Origin of the sequence: Shewanella sp. 5_MG-2023 (assembly GCF_030547465.1) — a bacterium.
GTDB lineage: Bacteria > Pseudomonadota > Gammaproteobacteria > Enterobacterales > Shewanellaceae > Shewanella.
The window spans coordinates 1-20,990 of sequence record NZ_JAUORC010000003.1; the positions used below are offsets into that span (position 1 = coordinate 1).

Consider the following 20,990-nt stretch of genomic DNA (forward strand, 5'->3'; position numbering starts at 1 on the left):
CCTAATATTAAGTAATGACCAAAGCCTAGTAGAGTGTTTGATATTTAGCCACCTGGAATGGGTGGCCATGTTAATTTGTTGGGAGTACGAAAATAGAGAACTGAATGACCGAATAATCAAACTCAACAAAAGAAACATCGTACCGATTAAATGATATATATTGAGGCTCATCCTAAAATAGTATTTCTCAAATTGAGCATTCTTCTACGATAAATGAAACTAATTGTACATCTTCGTTTATCCAACCACTAACCAACTGTATAATAATAAAATATTTACAAGCAGAGCATAGTCATGGCCAAACAACCACAACCAACCATTGTTCGTAAGGACTTCAGGCTAAATAAATTATCAATAACTAAACTGAAGGGCCTGAACGATTGTGAAATTGATTTTTCACCTCATAGAGTAACCGCGATTATGGGCATAAATGGTTCGGGTAAGAGTAGCATCTTACATGCTCTTTCTTGTTGCTTTAAACCAATAGGTTCATCATCTAACCCAGACAATCGATTCCCAGACTTCTTTACTCCACACACTCATTCAACTTGGACTGATACCCATTTCACTCTAACCCACTCATACACACAAGTTGAGACAAAAAATGGAAATTCCAAGCGAATAAAATCAACGGTTGAATACGGAAAGAACAACCGTTGGAGACCAATTTATGCCCGATGACCAGAAAGACCAAGTCAATATATAGGATTGCAAAACCTTCCTACACTTGCTGATAACCGAGGGGCTGGACGATTTGCAAATTACAAAGTTCAAGAGCTTGAACACCCTAAAAAACAAATGGTCATTGAAAAAATGTCATACGTCTTAGGTCGCCAATATGACTCCCTTGTACTTTGTAAAAGCAGAACAAAAACCTTCTGGGGTTTGGGATTTAACGGACTAATATATAGTGAGCATACAATGGGTGCTGGCGAAAAAAGGGTCGTTGAAATATTGCGGCAACTTTTTTCACCAGAACTTAAAAATGGCGTTTTAATCATTGATGAACTGGAAGCTTTACTTCATTCAAGTGCTTTCGCAAGACTTGTAGAGGTTTTAGTTTCTGCTTCAGAAACATTAAATTTAGAGGTTGTATTCACTACTCACAGAGAGACCATTACGGACTTCAGAGAACGCATTAACATTTGTGGTATCTGGAATACAGGTACAAATGTGATGACATTGCCCAATCTTGACCCTCGAATTTTTAACCAACTAACTGGCAAAAACCAAAAATTACTAAAGATCTACGTGGAAGATGACCTTGCTCAATTAGCTTTAGATTTACTTCTAGAAGAAGAGCAGTGGCAAGACTATGTCTCAGTTTCTTATTTTGGCGCTGGTGATAATGCCTATGTTGTATTAGCGGGATTACTTCTTTCTCAACAGCCGATCAATGATGTCTTATGTGTACTTGATGGGGATGTAGATAAAACTAATAAACATAGGTTAGATAAGCTTAAGAAGTATCTTTCGGGTGAAGACCATCAAGCAGTACAGTTTCGAAACAAAGCCATTGAAAATATCAGGCAGTTTGTATTGGAGTATGAAACCCCAGTAAATACAAAAGCAGCTCCAGAATACAATCACAAAAGATGGTTAGAAGAAATCGAAGAAGATAACGGCAACCGTTCTCTCTTAGCCGCATCTAAGCAAGTGGCACACTTACCTGATTGGCATAGATACTATACCGAGTTAGAAAAATACTGCACTAAAAGGCATATTCAAGAGAGCGTACTTGAGACGATTCAGCAAAGCAACCCTGGAAAGTGGGCTTCATATGTGAGTGAAATACGCACATGGATAAGAGCCAAGCTACAGGAAAAAGGGGTTATTAAACCTGAAGAAAAGAAAGTTGAGATTGCAGAATAAAAGTCATGAAAACTTTCTGGAAAGTAGCACTATCAAACTCAATTTTCAGGAAAAAAACGAGAAAGCACCTTATTTTCTGGAAAAGGCTATTACGCCTTAGCATTTAAGCCTTTCCAGATTTATTTCAGAAACAACCTGTGCTGGTAGAATGTCGGTTTAAATCTGATCTGGGAGCAACACCATGACCTTGATTTGTTCAAAATGGCAGTCTAGATTTGGGCATAAAAAAAGAGAGCCTATTGGCTCTCTTGATTATCCTGAAGGGGAGTAACAGGATTATTTCCAGCTTTTCATCTTATGGCCTTTAACGGCATAAAATAAAATGAATAGATAACATGGGATCATCACTAAGTAGCCGCCTTGCATGCCAAGGGAGGTTGCTGAGCTGGTTAAGCCCCAGAATACTGGGCCAAATGCGCCACCAGCAATACCCATGATGAGTAGTGCTGAACCTGTGCTGGTTAGTTTACCCATACCAGATAAGGCTAACGGCCAAACTGCTGGCCAAACAATTGCGTTAGCCAAGCCTAAAAAGGCAATTAACAGTAAGGTATCTGGCAGTTGCGCGCCGCCAAATGGCACCAATACACTGTCAGAAATAGCCGATGAGCTGCTATCACCAAATACAATACCAAAGGACAACACCACCCCAAGTATGGCGCTAATAAGTAGCGCATTAGGCTGAGATATAAACCGTGGAATACAAATAATCCCTAAGGTGTAACCCACTACCATGCATATCATGGTGTATGAGGTCATCACCCCATAGTTTTCAACCCCTAAGGTGAGTGCATACGTACCAATGGTATCACCAGCGATTACCTCAACAGCCACATAAACAAACAAGGCCACCACCCCAAGGGCTAAGTTGGGTTTTGCTAGTGCCTGTTTAATTTGACCTTTACTGGTGCCCTCTTCAGCTTCATCTTGTTCAAGCTCTGGTAGCGGTGATTTCTTAACAGCATAGGCTAAAATACCAATGAAGATTGCCATGCCTAAATACGGCAGAATTAAGCTGTTAGCCATTTCATCAATTTGAACCTGACTTAGGGTGGTGCCGACGCGATCTTTAAAGCTATCAAGGATTAATGCGGTAAACACCATAGGAGCAATAACACCCGCGCCTTTATTCAAAATCCCCATAACACTAACGCGTGCTGCAGCAGACTCTTCAGGGCCTAAGCGAACCACATAAGGGTTAACAGCGGTTTGTAATAATGTTTGTCCGGTGCCCATAACCAGTTGCGCGAGTAAGAACAAAGCAAACACTTGGGTTTTAGCGGCTGGAATAAAGAGTAAACCCGCCACCATCATCACGCCCATACCCAGCGCCATACCGTTTTTATAGCCCACTTTACGGATGACCCAAGCTGAAGGTAGTGCGGTAAAAGTTACTGCTATATAAAAAGAGAATAGAATTAGTGACGCTTGAAAAGGGCTTAACTGAAGGATTTGCTTTAGATATGGCATTAACGAACCATTAAGCCAAGTCGCAAACCCTAATACGAAAAAGAGTATTGCCACAATGGCCATGGGCACTATGCTGCTTTTTTGCTGACTATTATTCATTGTTGTTTCCATAAACCCTGCTTCTTATTGTCATTGATATTTCGGCACTGACTTCCTACTAGCGCCCCATATGAGTCTTATTATTATTGAGTTTTTATCAACAATTTGACCTAGCAATGTTGCTGCAGATCATAATCGTTGTGCATTTCATGTTAAAACATAAATACAGCAAAGACAACGCTGTCATTTCATTAGCAACTAAACATCATTGATCACACCACAAGCCCCAAAATAAATCTTGCATGCAGTTCTTAGTGACAGTCCATAGTGACAGTTCTAATAAACAGCTCTTATAAACAGTTCTTAGTGACAGCTCTTATAAACAGCCTTTAGATGCGAATAAAAATTTTACGTTGATAAAGCCACAATAAAATTAGCCATTGCACTGTCAGTAAGCTCAGTACAAAGAGTAATGGTTGCCAGTCTGCTGAGGTGGCGCGAATAAAGCCGCCCAATAAACTATTGGCTAAGTATTGCCAATTAACCAGACTAGATGCGATATAGATGATGATGGCATTAGTGCCAATCACCACAAAAACAAAGGCCCATTTGTGCCATTTAAGTACGTCGATAATGGCGTAAAAAATGGCGAGTAAGATGATGCTCCAACCACTGGTTACCAACACAAAACTGCTGGTCCATAAGTCTTTATTGACCGGAATAATCAAGTCTAATAGCCAGCCTAATGACAATAACGCCGCACCAATAATCACCATACTCAAGACTTTTAGCCATTCACCCCTAAGCCCCCATAAGGGCGGCTTGGCTTTAACAATATAGTGACCGACAAACACACCGATTAAGCCATTTACCACCGCAGGCAGTGTGGATAGCACCCCTTCAGGATCTACGGCTCTATTTTGATATGCGCTACCAGGTAGCAGTATTGAATCCACGTAAGCGTTAATACTATTTTCGGCGCTAAAGCGGGCAAAGGTTTGGCTTGTTTGATTAACAGCTGCTTGAGCTAATTCTGGGTTTTGAACTAGCCCAGAATATAGCGTGAGATCGGGATAAGGAAGATATAACTGAATAAGCCCATAGCCAATTAATAGGCTAATGGCGACAATAATTTGGGTTCTAAGGCTGGTATGCCACACCAACATCGCGCCTATAAACCATGCAAAACCAATACGTGCCAACACACTGGCATAACGCACACTGTCGGGATCTGCAGGCATACCAACGCCCCAACCATGATTATAAAGTACCCCTAAAAAAATAAGTAAACCAAGGCGCTTTATAGCATGACGATACAAGGGCAGCCGCTGCTGCATTGGTAGTTTATCTAAGCGTTTTGGTGACAGGCCTAAAGCCACACCGGAGAGGAAAATAAACAGCGGGAATATAACGTCATAAAAGGTAAATCCATGCCATTGACTGTGATGCATTTGGCCGTCAAACCAATTCCACCCTGCCCAGCCAGTTAATATAAATAATCCAGCAAATAGGCCTTCGCCGCCAAGGATCCAAAACATGTCAAAACCACGCAGGGCGTCCAATGACATTAATCTTGGCTTCAAAGCGGTTTTAGTCGACATACATTAGCCTTTATCGCATCGGCTAAAAACCACATCGCCATTAATATAGGTTTGGTTAACTTGATAACGCGAGTTATCGTTTGCATTAGCAGCTAACAACACTAAGTCTGCGCGCTGACCTACGGCTATGGTGCCAAGCTTAGCTTGCTGTAGATACTGCGCTGGATATAACGATGCCATTCTAAGGGCTTCTTCATAACTTAGGCCAAGCATGCTAACCGTATTGTTAACTGCGCCAACCATATCAAGTACGCAACCTGCTAGCTCACCTGATTTGGCATTGAGCCTATCACCTTGACGTATGACCTCGGTGCCAAACAGTTCAAAGCTGGCATCATCATCCAGTCCCACCGGTGGCATAGCATCGGTTACTAACATGATTTTGCCTTGGGGCTTAGCTTTAAGGGCAACTTTTGCAGTCGCACTGTGAACATGGTGGCCATCGACAATCAATCCGCACCATGCTGCATCACTTTCTAGCGCTGCGCCCACCATGCCCGGCTCACGAGAGCCAAAGCCTGACATGGCATTAAACAAATGTGTAAAACCGTTAGCGCCAGCATTTAACGCCGCCAGCACAGTGTCATAATCGGCATTTGAGTGACCTAAGCACACCTTTACGTCGTTAGCGATTAAGGTTTTTATCACCTCAACTGAGACATTTTCAGGGGCTAAAGTGACCACTTTTATACCAAGATCTTGTCGTGAAAATATCGCCAGTTCTTCATCTGAAATACTGCGAATAAACGATTGTGGATGCACGCCTTTTTTAGGCACACTTAAATGTGGCCCTTCAAAGTGAATCCCTAACACGCCTGCAGATTGCAGCTTAATAGCCTCGGCAACGGCATCAGCGGCTTGCGCCATCACCTCAACTTTATCGGTAATGAGCGTCGGCAGAAAACCGGTCGTACCAAATTGAGCATGTGCTCGACCTATGGTCTCAATACAATCAAGGGTTGGTGCGCTATTAAACAGTGCCCCGCCGCCGCCATTGACTTGAACATCAACAAACCCTGGCACTAACGTGCCTTGTAAACGCACTTCTTTCGCATTCGATACTGAATCTAAGGCGATGATGTGGCCGTCTTCAATAGAGATCACCGCATCTTGATGAAATTGCTGTCCATCAAAAAAACCGTCTGCTATTAGGGTTTGTCTCATAATGTTCTCTTTATATTGCGTTAATCTTTAACTGCTTACTTCTTAATGCTCACAGTCGAGCCAAACTTATAGTGTTTGAGTGACTTTTTTCAAACCTTCTGGCAGATCTGGGTCAATACCACGGGCAACAGCAACGGCGGCGACATCGATATAAAAACGTTGTAGCAATGCTAATGGCGCAACACGCGGGTGAATTTCAGATGATGTTTGATTTAAATGCACCAAATCTGCGCCACGTTGTTTTACGTTTTCAATTTGCTCGATATGGCTGTCATAAGACTCATCATTAATGCAGGCATCGACAATAGCCAGTTTCTTTTCAACCAAAGTCACCGGGCCATGTAAAAACTCAGCGCTACTGAATGACTCGGCATGAATAGAGCAAACCTCTTTCATTTTAAGGGCAATTTCTTTGGTTACCGCATAACCTAAACCACGACCTAAAACCACAAGGTTATTAACCCCTGCTAAAGACTCGGCGGTTAATTGCGGCGCTGCGTCAACGGCTGTTTGTAATGCACTTGGCATTGAATCAACGGCTGCAGCTAACGACTCACTTTGGGTCCACTCAGCAGTTAACTGCACAATGGCTGATAAAGTCGCTAAGTAGCTTTTGGTCGCTGCGACGGCTTTTTCTTCACCCGCTCTAAGCGGTAATACCACATCGACAATATCTTTAATTGGTGCTGTTTCATCGTTGACTAATGCGACACAAAAAGCGCCGGCTTCTTTAGCCATTCTCGCTTGAGCCAATATATCTGGGCTACGGCCTGATTGTGAAATAACAATCACTAATCCGCCTTCAAGTTGTAAGCTTTTACCATAAACACTGGCAACTGATGGCGCTGCAGCAAAAGTTGGAATGCCCACTTCAATTTCAAATAAGTATTTAGCAAATACCCCTGCGTGATCTGATGAGCCACGACCAACAATCATCACAAACTTTGGCTTAAAACTACGTAGTTTTTCACCAAGCTCTTTGGTTAAGCCAGCATTAGCAGCCAGTTGCTCAGCGATTTTCTGCGGTGCTGAACGCGCTTCACGTTCCATAATTGTATTTGTCATCGAGTTAACCTTAATTTATGTTCAAGTTGATCCATTGAGGTATCAAGTTACTGAGCAGTGCATGGCGATGAATTTATCGTTGACACTGAAAATTTTAAGCAAGTTCAAGATAATTTGGCGAGTTACAGACTCTTGCCGTTATCTGCGGCAAACTGTTGCTGCGCAAACAAGATAGCGCCGATTTCTGGTGGTGATAGCGCTTCAGCCACTTTGCTAGCCACATCAATGTCTAACCAATGTAATAATGGCTCTGCTAGGCCGCCAATCATCGAAAAACGACTAGGATGAATGGCAAATAACTTTCTGGCCATTTCACTAATATAACCCGCTCCCTGTTGCACAATATCAATGGCAACCTCATCACCATTGTCGGCGCATAACAGCACAATACGGGCTAATTTGGCGTAGGTGCTTGAAGACTGTCCGGCAAGATGCTCGACAATGCCCATGGCATCATCAACATTAAAGTGTGCTAGTAATAATTGTGTTAGTGCGGTGTCGGCGGCAAAGCCGTCTAAATTCAGTAATACATGCTCAGCGGCTTTTTGGCCTAACCATGCGCCACTGCCTTTGTCACCTAATGCAAAGCCATGGCCGCCAATTAATAAACTTTGCTCGCCTACATGGGCAAAGCCACAAGAGCCAGTACCGGTAATAATCACGGCACCATCATCGCCGTTGTGGGCACCAATACAGGCAGTATGTAAGTCTGTGGTGAGGTACATTTTGGCAAACGGGTGCTGCCAGTTGTTCACTTGGTCAAACAAACGCGGCACATTCACGCCAGCGAGGCCGACACCGGCGATTAACTGCTGAGCGTAGCTTGGTGCTATGTTTGCATCTGCCAAGGCAAGCTTGGTTGATTCGATAATTGAATTAAAAGTTTGTTCTAGTCCGTGAAGAGGATTAGCTCTACCTGCTACACCAGTGCCAATTACACCTTTTTGTGGGCAAAATATGCTGGCGCGGCACTTACTGCCACCACCGTCAATTCCGATATAAAGCTGTGATTCATTTTGCTGATTAACGCTCATGACATCCCTCTTGTCTCTATTACCCAAGCCTTTTATAACTGATTTTTATAGGCTCTTTTGTAAGTTAACTTTATGTTACACCACAAATGACAGCGTTGTCATTTACTTTTTGTGGTGTTTATAAAACAAACAGCGAAGTAACTATTAAAGCTCTGATTTATATTGATTTTAGCTAGGTAATTAAATTGAAAGTTTTGGATGTTTTGCTGATTTGCTTTTAAAAAAGGACGTTAACCATTCGATTAACGTCCTTTGTATTTAGTTAACTGCGCAGCAATAAAAGCCAGCTATAAAAACAACGAGCGCCCTTTGCGTTTTCCTGATGCGGAAATTGCTCTTATCTCAATATTACCTGATACCTTTACAGGAGCTTGGTATTCAAGCCATGATGCTGTTTCAGCAGCGTTATTGTCACTCTCTTCACTGAGTTGACGATACTCAATCTTAAGCCCTGGAAAGGCAATATTGGCATAAAGCAGTCCAGCTTCAATTTTTGCCCCAACGGTTGGCACCCGATATTCAATGTTAGCCACATCTAACTTAGCCAGCTCTTTATGGCCTAAGGTATTAGCGATGTCATTCCATTGCTGTTGCTGCTGCTTACGCATATCAGCAGTAAAGTAACCTGAGTTTTGATGATAAACCGCGCCTTGATACTGATATGGCACTTCCCACTTTGCTTTATGCCAAGCTTTTTCAGCTAGCATTAGCAGCCGTGGAAACATCATATATTCAGCGACTTCATCACTGCGAATAGTTTCACTCCAGATTTGACCTTGAATACCACTAAAGCCTTTACCTTGTTGTAATGGCGCTGAGGTCACCTTACCTTGCTCATCTTTTTTAACGCTATCGTCGGCGGTAAAGGGGTTATTTTCGATATCATTCCATTGTTCCGCATTCGCAGGTAAGTTATCTGGCATAAAACTAAACAATTTTTGGCTGTTTAGCGCTCGGGTCGCCCAGTAGTAACCATGCTCTTTAGGATCAGCCTCATAGGGGAAATCAAAGTACAACACTTCAGGGTTTGAAAGCACAGTATCCCAACCTAAATTGGCTTGGCTGTGGGCTCTTTGATAACCATGGTGTGAAATCACATCCCAAATGTTGGTTTGTGATTTAGCCGGCATATTGTCTGCATTAGTATGGCTCATACCATCGCTCCAACCTGCAGGTTCAATACCTTTAGCGCTGACCATATTGGCGACGCGCTCAATAAAATAAGCACCTAAATCATCGATCGATTTAACCCCTTTGTCATTGTTAGCAACAAAGTCTACGCATTGTGGTGATTGCTTCCACGCCCCTGCCGTTTCATCAGCGCCAATGTGGTAGCGTTTTAGCGGATGGCCTGCTTGTTGGTGCAATTTAGCAATTTCATCAATGACTTTATCGACAAAGTGATAGGTCGACTCCAAGCACACATTTAGGGTGTTATCGTTATAATACTGCACCGATGAATACACTGTGGTGTCGTTAGCATCTGTCAGTAAGTACTCATTAGCAGCATTATTTTCGCCACTTGCCATAAACTTACGGTAGCGGGCATCCATAGATTTTATCGCTGCACGTGAGTGACCAGGCATATCCATTGACGGGATAACCTCTACTTGGCGGGCGCTGGCATACTGCAAAATGTCTATATAATCGGCTTTGCTATAAAAACCATTTACACTGGCATCAGCAAAAGGGCCACTGCCCAGCTGGGGAATTAAGCAGGTGCTTTCGGTTAAATCATGGCAACGCTTACTACCAATATCAGTAAGCTCAGGTAAGCCATCAATTTCTAAGCGCCATGCTTCATCATCGGCCATATGTAGGTGTAATTTATTGAGCCTATAAGCTGCCATTTGATCGATTAAATCAAATATCAGTTGTTTACTGTGAAAGTTACGCGCGACATCAATGTGCATACCACGAAAATCATAACGCGGTGCATCATCAACAACCATAGTATTTATACTGAGTTCTCGAGTATCGATTAACGCTGCAAGTGACGAAAGACCATATGAAAAACCACTGTCGGTGGCGGCGGTAATGGTAATGCCGTCAATGGCCACCTTGAGCTGATAAGCGCCATCAATCCCTTGCTCGTCTGCTGTAACCTTGCTGTTTTTAACAAACGCTAACGACAAGCCTGTATCTGATTGCTTAACCCCAAGTCTCGCTAATCTCGACAAAGCTGCGGCAACTGCTGCTGAGTCAACTTGCTGGTAATTAACCTCAATACCTTGAGACAAATCTACCGGTGTATTACTTGATGTAACGCTAGCACTGAGCGGCGTTGGAATAATGCGATTAATGGCAGCCTCGCGATTAACTACAAGGGCATTATTGGCTTCAAATAACACCTCAGCACGGCTCCACGCTAAGTTATCGGTTGCGGTTCTGCGATATTGCCTTTTTTCATCCGTAAAGGCTTCAACATAGGGTCTAACTTCCATGCCGGTTTCTGCGTCAATACTTAATTGAGTGCTAGCTATCACGACAGGCTCTAAACCATCCACCACAATGTAATAGTTTGGCATTGGGTCAGTTTCAGATAATTGCCATAACTCGCCTCTAAAACCAATGCGTTGGGTTACGCCAGCGCTAAAGCCAGTGAATTGTTCGGTGGGGGCAATTTTATGTAAATCACCTTGTACTCGAGTGATACTAAACTGCGGATTTAACACCGCTTGTACTGGGCGCATTTGACTGAAATAAATTGCCCAGTCGGCATGGGGAATATTAACTGAACTGGTTAAATCAATTTCAGCGATAAAACATTGCTCATCAGGCTGTGTTGCTGAGCAACTTTCTTCAGGGACATTGGTCACCATGCGATAAGTGACTTTTAGATCTGCGGCAAATTGTTTTAGGCTTGCTTGAGTCCAAGCGCTATCAGCGGCTTGATTAGCCTTATGTTGCAGATCTGAACCATTAGCTGATTGAGCATCATCAGACGTAGAAGGAGCTGAAGAATACTGGCAACCCACTACGCCTATTGATAGTAATAATGCTGATGCAAGGATGGTCTTTTTCATATATTCCTCAATTTATCCCTAAATGATCATCTGATGAGATGCCGCGCGTTGACTGACTACTGACGTTAGCCTATTTTAGCGAAATTACTGCAGCTAATTTTTAGCGGCAACAGTATTTAATTGATTAAATTTATTAGTGTATTTAGCCTGTTCAATATCTATGTCTCGTTAACTGCTAGGTTTTATCCTTACTAAGAAACCGGCAAAAAAATAGCTGGGAACAAAAATTGTCCCCAGCTTATACTCGTTTCTGGGGAGAGACTAAAAGTATAAATTAATGCTATTTCGCCCGACCGAAATAGCATTAAGGCATGGATAATAGGGACCTATAAATTATCCATGTCGACCTTAAAACAACGATTCACACACAAGCAATGACAACGCTGTCATTTAATAATCTACCGAATATAGAACGAGATTTCTACATTTTTTTTATGTTTTGACACAGGTTTGCAACAATAGACATTAAAAACAAATAATAACAGTGGCTTAATTGCTTAAATTAAGCTTAATTGGCTTAGTAATAACCAAGAATATTGGCATCTAGTGGTAAAGAAAGGATTGAATGAAGTAAAAAGCTTTAAGCAAAAGAATCTTATGCTAAATATGCTACTAATAAAAAAGGCATTATTTCAATATATGAAATAATGCCTTAATACGCGCGATACAATAAGATTAAGCTTTAGCCATGATCTCAGTGCGTGCTAGACGGTTAACTTGGTTTAACGATGCTAAATGACCATAGATAGGACCTAGTAAGCCGCGCTTTCTAAGTTCTAAGTAATCTTCATCTGACAATTCATTTAATTTAGCTTCATCAATTAAGTATAAGCCATTGATGTTGCGCTTCTCACCCGCTACATCAACCGTTAATGTTTGGGTTGTTAGTAACTCTTTTTCAGCCAAGAAACCAAGAATGTTGCGGCTTGCTTGATCTTGCTCAAAATGCGCGATTAAGGCTTTTTTGCGGTTTTCTAAGTAAGCAGACTCTTGCTCACCTTCAAATAATGCTTGGCCTTCAGTCTTGCTGACTTCAGCAGCAGATTCGCGAATACCAATCCATACTTTGTCTTTTACTTCTGGGTTAAGTACTAATCCAAGTGGATAGTCACGGACAACAGCAGGGATATATAGTCCTTGCCACTTGCCGTCTTTAATACTCAGGTTTTGACCAGGCTTAAGACCTAACATAGCAACAGCTTGGAATTCACCGCTATCAGTGTTTTTAACGAATACAATTGGGTATTCTGTAGCTGCACGAGCAATCTCATGCAAAGTTACTGGAACAATATGTTGATCTGCAACGTGTGCAAAATTAGTTGCGGTAATTTTTAAATCACCGTGCTTTGCGTGTTCAAGTAACGTAATTTGGTTAGACATCTTGGCTCCTTCAGGCGCTTCTAATCAATAATGATATACATAAAAATAGGGATTCAAATCCCTTTTGTTTTAAACTTTTGTTAGTAGATTAAAATAAAAAATCCCAAAATCTTTAGCTGGAGACTTATTATAAAGCCCACTATCATTTAATCTGCAGCTTACGTTACCGTATCAAGCAATAAAGTACCACTAGCTATTCGCTGATATTTCACCTAAATCGTGCCAACTTTCATCTATAAGTATAAATTTCACTCAACTGGGTTCTAAGTTTATTAATCCTGTAGCTAAACCTTTTGTAAACCGTAACGGTTAATTTTATCAAGCAGTGCTCGATGCTCTGGTAAGTCTAGCGCCAGCTTGTGGCCTATTTGCTGTATTTTATTGGCCTGCTGCTGGGCACTTTTAAGGTACTGCGCCTCGAGCGACACGTTTTTTGTTTGATAATGCATCCCGTATAAGACATACAGGTAATTATCAATATTAAACACTTCGTAGCGTGAGAATAGATCATCGGTTATCGGGCTAAAGCTCTGCCATAATTGCAATTTTTGTTGCAAGGATTCAGGTATCGTTTCAGGCTTTTGATTATCTAACCAAAAATCACTGTCAGTTCTATCTGAAATGCAATAATGCAACTTAGCAAACTCCACTACTCGCTCCCACGCGTAACCTATAGTGTGATTAAAGCGCTCAGACAATGCTGGCATTTGCGCCAGTGTCTGCGGTAGTCGCTTAGCTAAGTAACCGGCGGCAAAATCAGTTAATAGTATTGAGGTTGCCTCGATTGGCTCTAAAAAGCCTTGTGCTAGGCCTAATGCTACACAGTTTTTTGCCCAAAATTGTTCGCGGTAGCCCACTTTCATGGGGATTTCACGATGGTGTAACTGGTCTAGTTTCCCGCCTAAATAACGGTTAAACTTTTGCTCAGCTTGTGCGCTTGTCATGTGGTTATCAGAATACACAAAACCAGTACCGCGGCGCTCTGGCAAAGCGATATCCCAAATCCAGCCTGCTTGATGCGCTGTGGCAATGGTAAAAGGGGCAATCGCTTCAGTAATGTCTGTCGGCACTTGGGCAACAATGGCTTTATTCACCAATAACTGATGGGATTTATCCACAAAGCCGACGTTAAGCTTTTTGGCTAACAAAATGGACTCAAAGCCACTGCAGTCGATATAAAAATCAAAAGCTAACTCGCCGAGCTTATCAGTTTTTAAGCGGCTGATATTGCCTACATCATCTATTGCGGCATCTAACACATTGGCTTTGATATGCTCAACGGCATATTTACTTGTGGCGTTAGTGGCTAATAATTGGGCAAATTTTGCCGCATTTAAATGATAAGCATAACTCACCGAGCCAGCGTATTCGGGGGTGGTGATGGATTTAGGTGCCTTTAATGCCTCACAAATATAATGCTGAGGTGAAACCATTGCACTATAAGCCATATCCTCAGTGGCGGTTTGGTTCCAAAAGGCGCTTAAGTCATCGCCTAATGGGCTTGGTACATCAAATAAGTGATGGTAGCGATTATCTGCGCCATGTTTGGTTTTATCGAGCCAGTTTCGAAATTGGATAGACTGCTTGAAGCTCACATCACACTGCTGAATAAACTCGGTTTCGCTTATTCCAAAGCTTTGTAATGACTGCCTAATCGCAGGTACAGTGCCTTCACCAACACCAATGGGCGGAATATCAGGAGACTCGATTAACGTAACGGACACATCAGCCAATGATTGCACCGCTTTACCAATATGATTTGCAGCAAGCCAACCTGCTGTGCCACCACCGATAATAACAATCTTCTGCACTTTCATATTACGCCTCTTAACTGTTAACTGTAGATAAGTCGCTAATTGGATTTTAACCGTATTTACCAGTGGAAAGTTAAAATCAAAAAGCCTAGCAAGTGCTAGGCTTTTTATGCTTCTAAATCAGATTAAAAACGTAAGTTTAAACCTAACTTATAACGAGCTTCACCTTCAAAGCTCCATGCTGGGTAACCACCTTTTAGCTCAGGCTTAACGTCAGCATCATCAGGTGCAACACCTAATTGAACACTGTCTTCTTCAAGTAAGTTAACTACTTCAAATGTGATACCTAAGTAATCAGTGATATTGTAGTTAGCACTTAAATCAAGTGTACCGAAGTCTTGATGTTCACGGTTACCGTAGAAACCTGGTAACTCACGCATCATGTATTCACTACGCCAGTTATAAGCAACACGTGCTGAGAAGTCATCCATCTCGTAGTAACCAACTAAGTTAACAGTGTGCTTAGAAGAGTCAGAAAATACGCTAACTTGATCAGGGTAGTTCTCAGCTGCAGCATCAGAATCAGCAAAGGTATAGTTAGCAGAGTAACCAAAGCCGTTGTCAAAACCATCTTGGATTTGCAGCTCTATACCTTGGATTTGACCGCCAGTACCATTTTTCTTCGTTGAAACAGTCCAGTTATCTTCACCTGAATTAGGATCAACAATACCAATGCTTTGATCTAGCTTCTGCTCTGAGGTGATAAAAGAGCTGATATCTTTGATAAAGTAAGAAGCACTCATTAACCCGTCAGGACTAAAATACCATTCCACACCTAAATCAGCTTGAGTCGCTTTAAATGGCTCAAGGGCGATATTACCGGTACTAACCACTTGGTTACCTGCAACGTCATCGTTGTAACCTTGCAGTGCCGAAGCTGCAAACATATCAGCATAATTAGGACGTGAAATCACTTGTGATGCTGAAGTACGGATAATGACATCTGGCGCCACATCAAATGCAACGTTGATACTTGGCAATACGTCATTATAACTTGCATCTTTAGTGCTTAAGTTATCGGCATAAGTACCATCAGCTTGCAGCGCGAAATAATCAGATGATGCATCTGTTGATATATAACGTAAGCCGAAGTTACCGCGCATACCGTCTGACTCAAAATTAGCCATTAAATATAACGATAGGTTTTCTTCGTTAATGGTGCCGTAGCCAGCCTTATATACGGTCCCTTCTGTCGAGAAACCATTAATTGCAGCCTTAGCATCACGTAACATGGCATCCATATCTGGCTTAGGTAAGGTATAACCTGCACCCGATGAAATTTGACCACTGTAATATGCTGATGCATCTTTTGCTGCTATATCAGCATTAACGATTGCAGGTAAAGTTAACATGCTAACATCATGATCTGCATAACGAACACCTGTTTTGAATGAGGTAATCGCACCTAAATCAGTCGGGATAGTAAAGTCTAATTGTGCGTAAGTTTCTTCATCTGAGTTTGGCTGCTTTTTAAGTGCCCAACCTGCAGGGGACAATTGACCACCAAAGTCATCTGCGGTGAAGTTTTTATTAGCAACATCTATTTTGATGATTTCACCAGTCGCATCATAAGTACCAGCATAATCAGCAGCGGTACCTAACCAGAAACCATAGTTAGAAGTTAAATCAGTACCACCTTCAGACTTGGTGTTACCCACACGACCTTCTACTTTAAACATGTCATTTTCGTAATCGAAATTGAAATCGTAAGTATTTGAGTCCATGCTAGCTTGGCGCGCCCAAGTTTGTGCCCAACCTGGGTTTTCACCATTACCATCACGGCGATAGAAAGTACAAGTGCCTAAAGAGTTACGCTGTTCACACGCTTCGTCTTTATCATCTGGGAACATCACGAATAATGAGGTATTTGCGTTGTTCGCTTTCATGTCCAGACTCATAATGTCTAAACCGAAATTTAAATTATCTGTTGGACTGTATTGGAATGAACCGTTAATAGCAGTACGTTCACGCTCTTGTTCAAAAGTCGTCGGAACAATATCACCCCAACCAATTAATGACTCAATACCATTGCGTTGATAAGTTGTTTCTGAGCCAGCTGCAGAAATTAAGAAACCAAAGTTCTCATCTTCATTTTTCCAGCTGTATAGGCCTGATAATTCAGGATCTGTTTCTTCAGAAATTGTACCGTAGTCGCCTTTAGCACTAAGGAATACAGTATTGGCATCTAAATCTAATGGCTTGCGGGTTTTAACGATAACGGTACCGCCAACACCACCTTCAGGTAAATCAGCCTGAGACGATTTATATACTTCAATTCCACCGACCATTTCTGATGGTAGTAAACTGTAGTTAAAGCTTCTGTCAATTGACTGTTGATCGTACCAACCGGTAGATGCAACTGAATGGCCGTTTAATAATGTACGAGTCAAGCTGCTAGAAGCACCACGAATCGAAACACCTTGACCTTGACCAAATTGACGGCTCACAGCCACACCTGGTATACGCCCTAATGACTCACCCACGTCACCATCAGGAAATTTACCGATATCTTCAGCCGTTACCGCATCAACAACAGAGTTAGAAAAACGTTTATCATTAACTGAAGCCTTCATCGAGGCACGCATGCCTTTTACTTCAATTTTTTCGATATTTTCTTCTGTAGTTTCAGCATCTGCTGCAAACGCAGCAACTGAAACCATACTGCCAAGTAGGATAGCAATGTTAGTTGCTAAAACATTTTTCTTAAAATTAATAGGTCGCATCTTCATTTCCCTTCCATAACTTTATTATCGTTTTTGGATACATAACCATCCCAATCGGAATGACAACGCTGTCATGTCTAGAGCAAACATTACACAATATTTAACAGTCTTGCCACAACAAAATAACTTTATTGCAGACAAAATGTGCAAAGCCAGCTTATATAAAACAGATGTAAACACAATTAATAAATAAAAATCAGACACTTAAATGTTGACGATGTTTGTATCAAATTAAGAACAAATAGACTTTAAAGTGAACTCATCCAACCAGAAAAGCAATTCGAGATTGCCTATTAGGATAAAAATCAGCACTATTAGAGTTAAATCGGCTTAGCTTTTGTTTTTACCTACAATATTGATAACCTTCATTTGGGGATGATTGTTATCAATATAAATACAATGCTAAGTTCATCGCCTGAGTTTAAGAGTTAACAAATAATGAAAGTAACCATAAATGATGTTGCCAAACATGCTGGCGTATCAATTAAAACCGTTTCACGGGTCACCAATAACGAATCGTCAGTCAGACAAACCACGGTCGACAAGGTCAATGCAGCAATTAATGAGCTAAATTATCAACCTAACTTAGCAGCAAGAAATCTAGCAAGCACAAAATCCTATGTTATTGGTTTTATTTATGATAACCCCAATGCTTATTATATTATTGATATGCAGAACGGTATTCTTTCTGCCTGCCAAGATAAAGGCTACGAGTTGTTGATCCACCCTTGTAATGCTACCTCTGACACAATTTGTGATGAACTAACCAAAATGGTCAAACACTCTCGGCTATCGGGTTTAGTGCTCACCCCGCCAATGTCAGAAGACCCGAAGATACTTGCAGCACTTGATGAAATAGATGCTAATTATGTAAGAATTATTGCAGGCGAAAGCACTGATGCAGAAAATGGGCTTACTGTACTTGTCAATGATAAACATGGCGCTTTAGAAATCACCCAACACTTAATTGATATGGGTCATAGAGATATTGGATTTTTAAGTGGCGATCAGCAGCATGAATCAACCAAAGAGCGTTTAGCTGGTTTTAAAGATGCCCTTGAGCACAATAATCTTAACGTGAATAACACCTGGGTTTTAGATGGTAAATACTCTTTCGAATCTGGGGTAGAAGGTGCCAATAAATTGATTAACTTAACCAAACGGCCTACGGCAATCGTCGCCTGTAACGATGAAATAGCTGCAGGGGCTTTATTTGCTGCGCGTTTAGCTGGGCTTGATATACCAAAAGATTTATCCATTGTAGGATTTGAGGATAGCCCCTTCTCCCGACAGACGTGGCCCAAATTAACCACAGTGCATCAACCAAACGTGAAAATTGCCAAAGTCGCCACTGAACTGTTAATCGCCAATAGCAAAGAAACGACTGAGAAAAAATCGATGGTATTTACGCCTGAGCCGGTTATTCGGGACTCATCAAGCAAACCATGATGGCAATAGTGAGCTTATAATTTATCCCCAATAAAAAAGCCTCAATAAATTATTTATTGAGGCTTTTTTAATTTAATCTATTGTAGATTAAACAGCATCTTCGTTTTCTTCGCCAGTACGGATACGAATAACACGTTCAATATCGGTTACAAATATTTTTCCATCGCCGATTTTACCCGTACGAGCAGTATCAACAATAACCTCAATGGCTTGGTCTAATTGCTCATCTTGAATAACAAGCTCGATTTTTACTTTCGGTAAAAAATCGACCATATACTCAGCACCACGATATAATTCAGTGTGACCTTTTTGACGCCCAAAGCCTTTCACTTCAGAAACCGTCATGCCTGTTATACCTATTTCCGCAAGTGACTCTCGCACATCATCAAGTTTAAATGGTTTAATAATGGCTTCTACTTTTTTCATCAACACACTCCTAATCACTTGGGAAAATATAGATTTAAATTTTCATTCTCAAATTTAAATCTATTTATTAATAGTTTGGATACTTGAACTATCTTACTTTAAGCCAGAATAATTTGCTCATTATTTTATAAAGTAGGTATTAATCAGTTTAAAACTAGCAGAGTCAGCAAAAGCTTCTATACTTTTTCGACTACTCAGATAATGAACCTTAAAAATCAAGGATGATTTTTATGAATACCCAGTTAAAGGGATTTAACCTAATTGAAGTTATGGTCGCTGTTTCCATTGCTTCAATTATTTCGACCATGGCAGCTCCATCACTTAATAATCTGATTAACCATGCTCGCAGTAAAAGCAATATCAGATCTATACAACAACTTATCCAGTTGGCCCGTAATCATGCCATTAGCCTAAATGCTCGGATAACTGTTTGTCCTATCGAAAATAACCAATGTACTAACAACTGGCAACAAGGTTTCACTATATTCATTGATGGAGGAGAGTCAAATATCATCAATACTGGCGACCACATTTTACATATTGCACCAGCCTTTAATCCAAACGATATCGTTTACTACAATCGAAAAGCCATAAGATTTCAACCGGATGGGCTTGCATCTGGTACCAATGGAACCTTTAGATATTGCCCAGAAATTTATAATAGCCCTTTTTCAAAAGCTGTCATTGTAAATCAATCCGGTCGAATAAGGTTTTCACGCAAAAATAAAATAGAATGTAAACAAAACTAGTAGATTCGTATGTGTTTCAAGTGAACTTTAGGCTTACAAAAACACTGATTTCAAAGTCATATTGGCTTATACTTAATTAAGTATTGCAGAGGAAAATATGCATGAATCAAATGAAAAACGGATTTGAAAACGGATTCACTTTAGTTGAACTAATGGTCACTCTTGTAGTTGCAGGAGTTTTAGTAGGTGTTGCTGTACCTAGATTATCAAGTCTTTATGAAAGTAGTAGAAGCAGCTCAGCCACAAGCTCTATCGAGTCAGCCTTAGTGTTCGCACGAAATCAAGCAGTAAGCTTTGGCAGAAGAGTGACTGTTTGCCCGGGAGATGGCAGTGGTTGCACAACTGATTGGCTTGGTGGTATTGCCATCTTTATTGATGACGATCAAAATGGTGTTAAAGATAATAACACTGATGTATTGCGCTATATAGATGGCTTTAATAGCGATGACTTTATAAAAACATCATCATCAGCAATCATAACTTTTAATTCCGATGGCTTAGTTAGCGGCTCTAACGCTCAAACAATTACCTATTGTCCTGGAACAACCGACAGTGCCTACTCAAAACAAGTCTCTTTAAGCGCCTCTGGCAGAGTTCAGATTATTTCTGACAATGTAAACTGTACTTAAACTCTTCTGAGATAATCAACAGTACATTACTTATCGTTATCAAAGGCCATAAGCTACACAAAAAAACATAATAAAAAAGGGTTTATGGTTAACCATAAACTCTTTTTTATCTAATGAAGAATTTACTTAATTCCCCCAGCACTCCGTAGGAGTCTTAACACCGTCTGAAGTTATTTGGATAACAGGGCAAGCAGTATCACGTGTAGCTTGAGTGCCTATCGCTGTCGCCTTTAATGTATATTTGCTACCGTCACCAATTGAAAAAGCATCAACCTCATAAAAACCATTATCGACAATATATGGATCATCATCCATTCCTAGTTGTTTCATGTTCTTAGTAAATGTCTTGTGATCTAAATAAAATTGCTCTTGTCTATTCGCCAAATTCATTAAACCGGAAAGTGCATCGGCGCGAGCGCCTTTAGCAGCAAACTGTGTATAGTTAGGATAAGCAATAGCAGCGAGTATCCCAATGACAGTAATGGTTATCATCAATTCAATTAACGTAAATCCATTATTTCTATTGAATCTATTCATTTATATCTCATT

General features: G+C 41.0%; 16 protein-coding genes. 5 read left to right on the forward strand and 11 right to left on the reverse strand.

All coding sequences use genetic code 11. The annotated features are described in order from the left end of the window. The first annotated feature begins 294 nt into the window (after positions 1–294). Both Q4557_RS19915 and Q4557_RS01875 read left to right on the forward strand, forming a co-directional pair. A complete protein-coding gene (locus Q4557_RS19915) occupies positions 295–681 on the forward strand; it encodes an AAA family ATPase (RefSeq protein WP_368506484.1) in 387 nt (128 codons plus the stop codon). Between the two features lie 27 nt (positions 682–708). After that, a complete protein-coding gene (locus Q4557_RS01875; protein ID WP_303410356.1) occupies positions 709–1,872 on the forward strand; it encodes an AAA family ATPase in 1,164 nt (387 codons plus the stop codon). Between the two features lie 276 nt (positions 1,873–2,148). Here the strand turns inward: Q4557_RS01875 and nagP are convergent, their stop codons facing one another. The 9 genes from nagP to Q4557_RS01920 form a co-directional block, all read right to left on the reverse strand. Beyond that, complete coding sequence (nagP, locus tag Q4557_RS01880) at positions 2,149–3,453, reverse strand: N-acetylglucosamine MFS transporter NagP (RefSeq protein WP_303410357.1); 1,305 nt, start codon at positions 3,451–3,453, stop codon at positions 2,149–2,151. 317 nt (positions 3,454–3,770) lie between these two features. Beyond that, the gene (locus Q4557_RS01885; RefSeq protein WP_102439185.1) at positions 3,771–4,982 is read right to left on the reverse strand and encodes an acyltransferase family protein; all 1,212 of its coding nucleotides are present in this window, start codon (positions 4,980–4,982) and stop codon (positions 3,771–3,773) included. Positions 4,983–4,985: 3 nt separating this feature from the next. After that, the gene (gene nagA / locus Q4557_RS01890) at positions 4,986–6,146 is read right to left on the reverse strand and encodes an N-acetylglucosamine-6-phosphate deacetylase (RefSeq protein WP_102532169.1); all 1,161 of its coding nucleotides are present in this window, start codon (positions 6,144–6,146) and stop codon (positions 4,986–4,988) included. 66 nt (positions 6,147–6,212) lie between these two features. Further along, positions 6,213–7,211 carry a glucosamine-6-phosphate deaminase NagB-II gene (gene nagB-II / locus Q4557_RS01895; RefSeq protein ID WP_303410358.1) on the reverse strand — a complete coding sequence of 333 codons (999 nt, stop codon included), beginning with the start codon at positions 7,209–7,211 and terminating at the stop codon, positions 6,213–6,215. Positions 7,212–7,333: 122 nt separating this feature from the next. After that, positions 7,334–8,245, reverse strand: a complete 912-nt coding sequence (gene nagK / locus Q4557_RS01900; RefSeq protein ID WP_102519282.1) for an N-acetylglucosamine kinase — start codon at positions 8,243–8,245, stop codon at positions 7,334–7,336. A 287-nt stretch (positions 8,246–8,532) separates the two neighbouring features. Beyond that, positions 8,533–11,271 (reverse strand): family 20 glycosylhydrolase, encoded by a 2,739-nt coding sequence (locus Q4557_RS01905; RefSeq protein ID WP_303410362.1) that lies wholly within the window; start codon positions 11,269–11,271, stop codon positions 8,533–8,535. 675 nt (positions 11,272–11,946) lie between these two features. Continuing rightward, a complete protein-coding gene (locus Q4557_RS01910; RefSeq protein WP_102439190.1) occupies positions 11,947–12,651 on the reverse strand; it encodes a SapC family protein in 705 nt (234 codons plus the stop codon). A 284-nt stretch (positions 12,652–12,935) separates the two neighbouring features. Next, complete coding sequence (locus Q4557_RS01915) at positions 12,936–14,468, reverse strand: tryptophan halogenase family protein (protein WP_102475635.1); 1,533 nt, start codon at positions 14,466–14,468, stop codon at positions 12,936–12,938. Between the two features lie 122 nt (positions 14,469–14,590). After that, positions 14,591–17,188 carry a TonB-dependent receptor gene (locus Q4557_RS01920; protein ID WP_102439280.1) on the reverse strand — a complete coding sequence of 866 codons (2,598 nt, stop codon included), beginning with the start codon at positions 17,186–17,188 and terminating at the stop codon, positions 14,591–14,593. A gap of 438 nt (positions 17,189–17,626) precedes the next feature. Here Q4557_RS01920 and Q4557_RS01925 point away from each other — a divergent pair, with 438 nt between their 5' ends. Beyond that, the gene (locus Q4557_RS01925; protein WP_303410363.1) at positions 17,627–18,637 is read left to right on the forward strand and encodes a LacI family DNA-binding transcriptional regulator; all 1,011 of its coding nucleotides are present in this window, start codon (positions 17,627–17,629) and stop codon (positions 18,635–18,637) included. A gap of 87 nt (positions 18,638–18,724) precedes the next feature. On the opposite strand, the gene Q4557_RS01930 is transcribed toward Q4557_RS01925, so the two are convergent. Next, positions 18,725–19,063 (reverse strand): P-II family nitrogen regulator, encoded by a 339-nt coding sequence (locus tag Q4557_RS01930; RefSeq protein ID WP_102475633.1) that lies wholly within the window; start codon positions 19,061–19,063, stop codon positions 18,725–18,727. Between the two features lie 230 nt (positions 19,064–19,293). Between Q4557_RS01930 and Q4557_RS01935 the strand changes: the two genes are divergently transcribed. Then, the gene (locus Q4557_RS01935; protein ID WP_303410365.1) at positions 19,294–19,812 is read left to right on the forward strand and encodes a GspH/FimT family pseudopilin; all 519 of its coding nucleotides are present in this window, start codon (positions 19,294–19,296) and stop codon (positions 19,810–19,812) included. Positions 19,813–19,913: 101 nt separating this feature from the next. Further along, complete coding sequence (locus Q4557_RS01940; protein ID WP_303410366.1) at positions 19,914–20,441, forward strand: GspH/FimT family protein; 528 nt, start codon at positions 19,914–19,916, stop codon at positions 20,439–20,441. 126 nt (positions 20,442–20,567) lie between these two features. Here the strand turns inward: Q4557_RS01940 and Q4557_RS01945 are convergent, their stop codons facing one another. Then, a complete protein-coding gene (locus tag Q4557_RS01945; protein ID WP_303410367.1) occupies positions 20,568–20,978 on the reverse strand; it encodes a type IV pilin protein in 411 nt (136 codons plus the stop codon). Positions 20,979–20,990: the final 12 nt, after the last annotated feature.

Bases quoted from the DNA above. Each gene is read 5' to 3' on its own strand.
- Q4557_RS19915 (WP_368506484.1), top strand. From the start codon at position 295: ATGGCCAAACAACCACAACCAACCATTGTTCGTAAGGACTTCAGGCTA.
- nagP (WP_303410357.1), bottom strand. From the start codon at position 3,453: ATGGAAACAACAATGAATAATAGTCAGCAAAAAAGCAGCATAGTGCCC.
- Q4557_RS01885 (WP_102439185.1), bottom strand. From the start codon at position 4,982: ATGTCGACTAAAACCGCTTTGAAGCCAAGATTAATGTCATTGGACGCC.
- nagA (WP_102532169.1), bottom strand. From the start codon at position 6,146: ATGAGACAAACCCTAATAGCAGACGGTTTTTTTGATGGACAGCAATTT.
- nagB-II (WP_303410358.1), bottom strand. From the start codon at position 7,211: ATGACAAATACAATTATGGAACGTGAAGCGCGTTCAGCACCGCAGAAA.
- nagK (WP_102519282.1), bottom strand. From the start codon at position 8,245: ATGAGCGTTAATCAGCAAAATGAATCACAGCTTTATATCGGAATTGAC.
- Q4557_RS01905 (WP_303410362.1), bottom strand. From the start codon at position 11,271: ATGAAAAAGACCATCCTTGCATCAGCATTATTACTATCAATAGGCGTA.
- Q4557_RS01910 (WP_102439190.1), bottom strand. From the start codon at position 12,651: ATGTCTAACCAAATTACGTTACTTGAACACGCAAAGCACGGTGATTTA.
- Q4557_RS01915 (WP_102475635.1), bottom strand. From the start codon at position 14,468: ATGAAAGTGCAGAAGATTGTTATTATCGGTGGTGGCACAGCAGGTTGG.
- Q4557_RS01920 (WP_102439280.1), bottom strand. From the start codon at position 17,188: ATGCGACCTATTAATTTTAAGAAAAATGTTTTAGCAACTAACATTGCT.
- Q4557_RS01925 (WP_303410363.1), top strand. From the start codon at position 17,627: ATGAAAGTAACCATAAATGATGTTGCCAAACATGCTGGCGTATCAATT.
- Q4557_RS01930 (WP_102475633.1), bottom strand. From the start codon at position 19,063: ATGAAAAAAGTAGAAGCCATTATTAAACCATTTAAACTTGATGATGTG.
- Q4557_RS01935 (WP_303410365.1), top strand. From the start codon at position 19,294: ATGAATACCCAGTTAAAGGGATTTAACCTAATTGAAGTTATGGTCGCT.
- Q4557_RS01940 (WP_303410366.1), top strand. From the start codon at position 19,914: ATGAATCAAATGAAAAACGGATTTGAAAACGGATTCACTTTAGTTGAA.
- Q4557_RS01945 (WP_303410367.1), bottom strand. From the start codon at position 20,978: ATGAATAGATTCAATAGAAATAATGGATTTACGTTAATTGAATTGATG.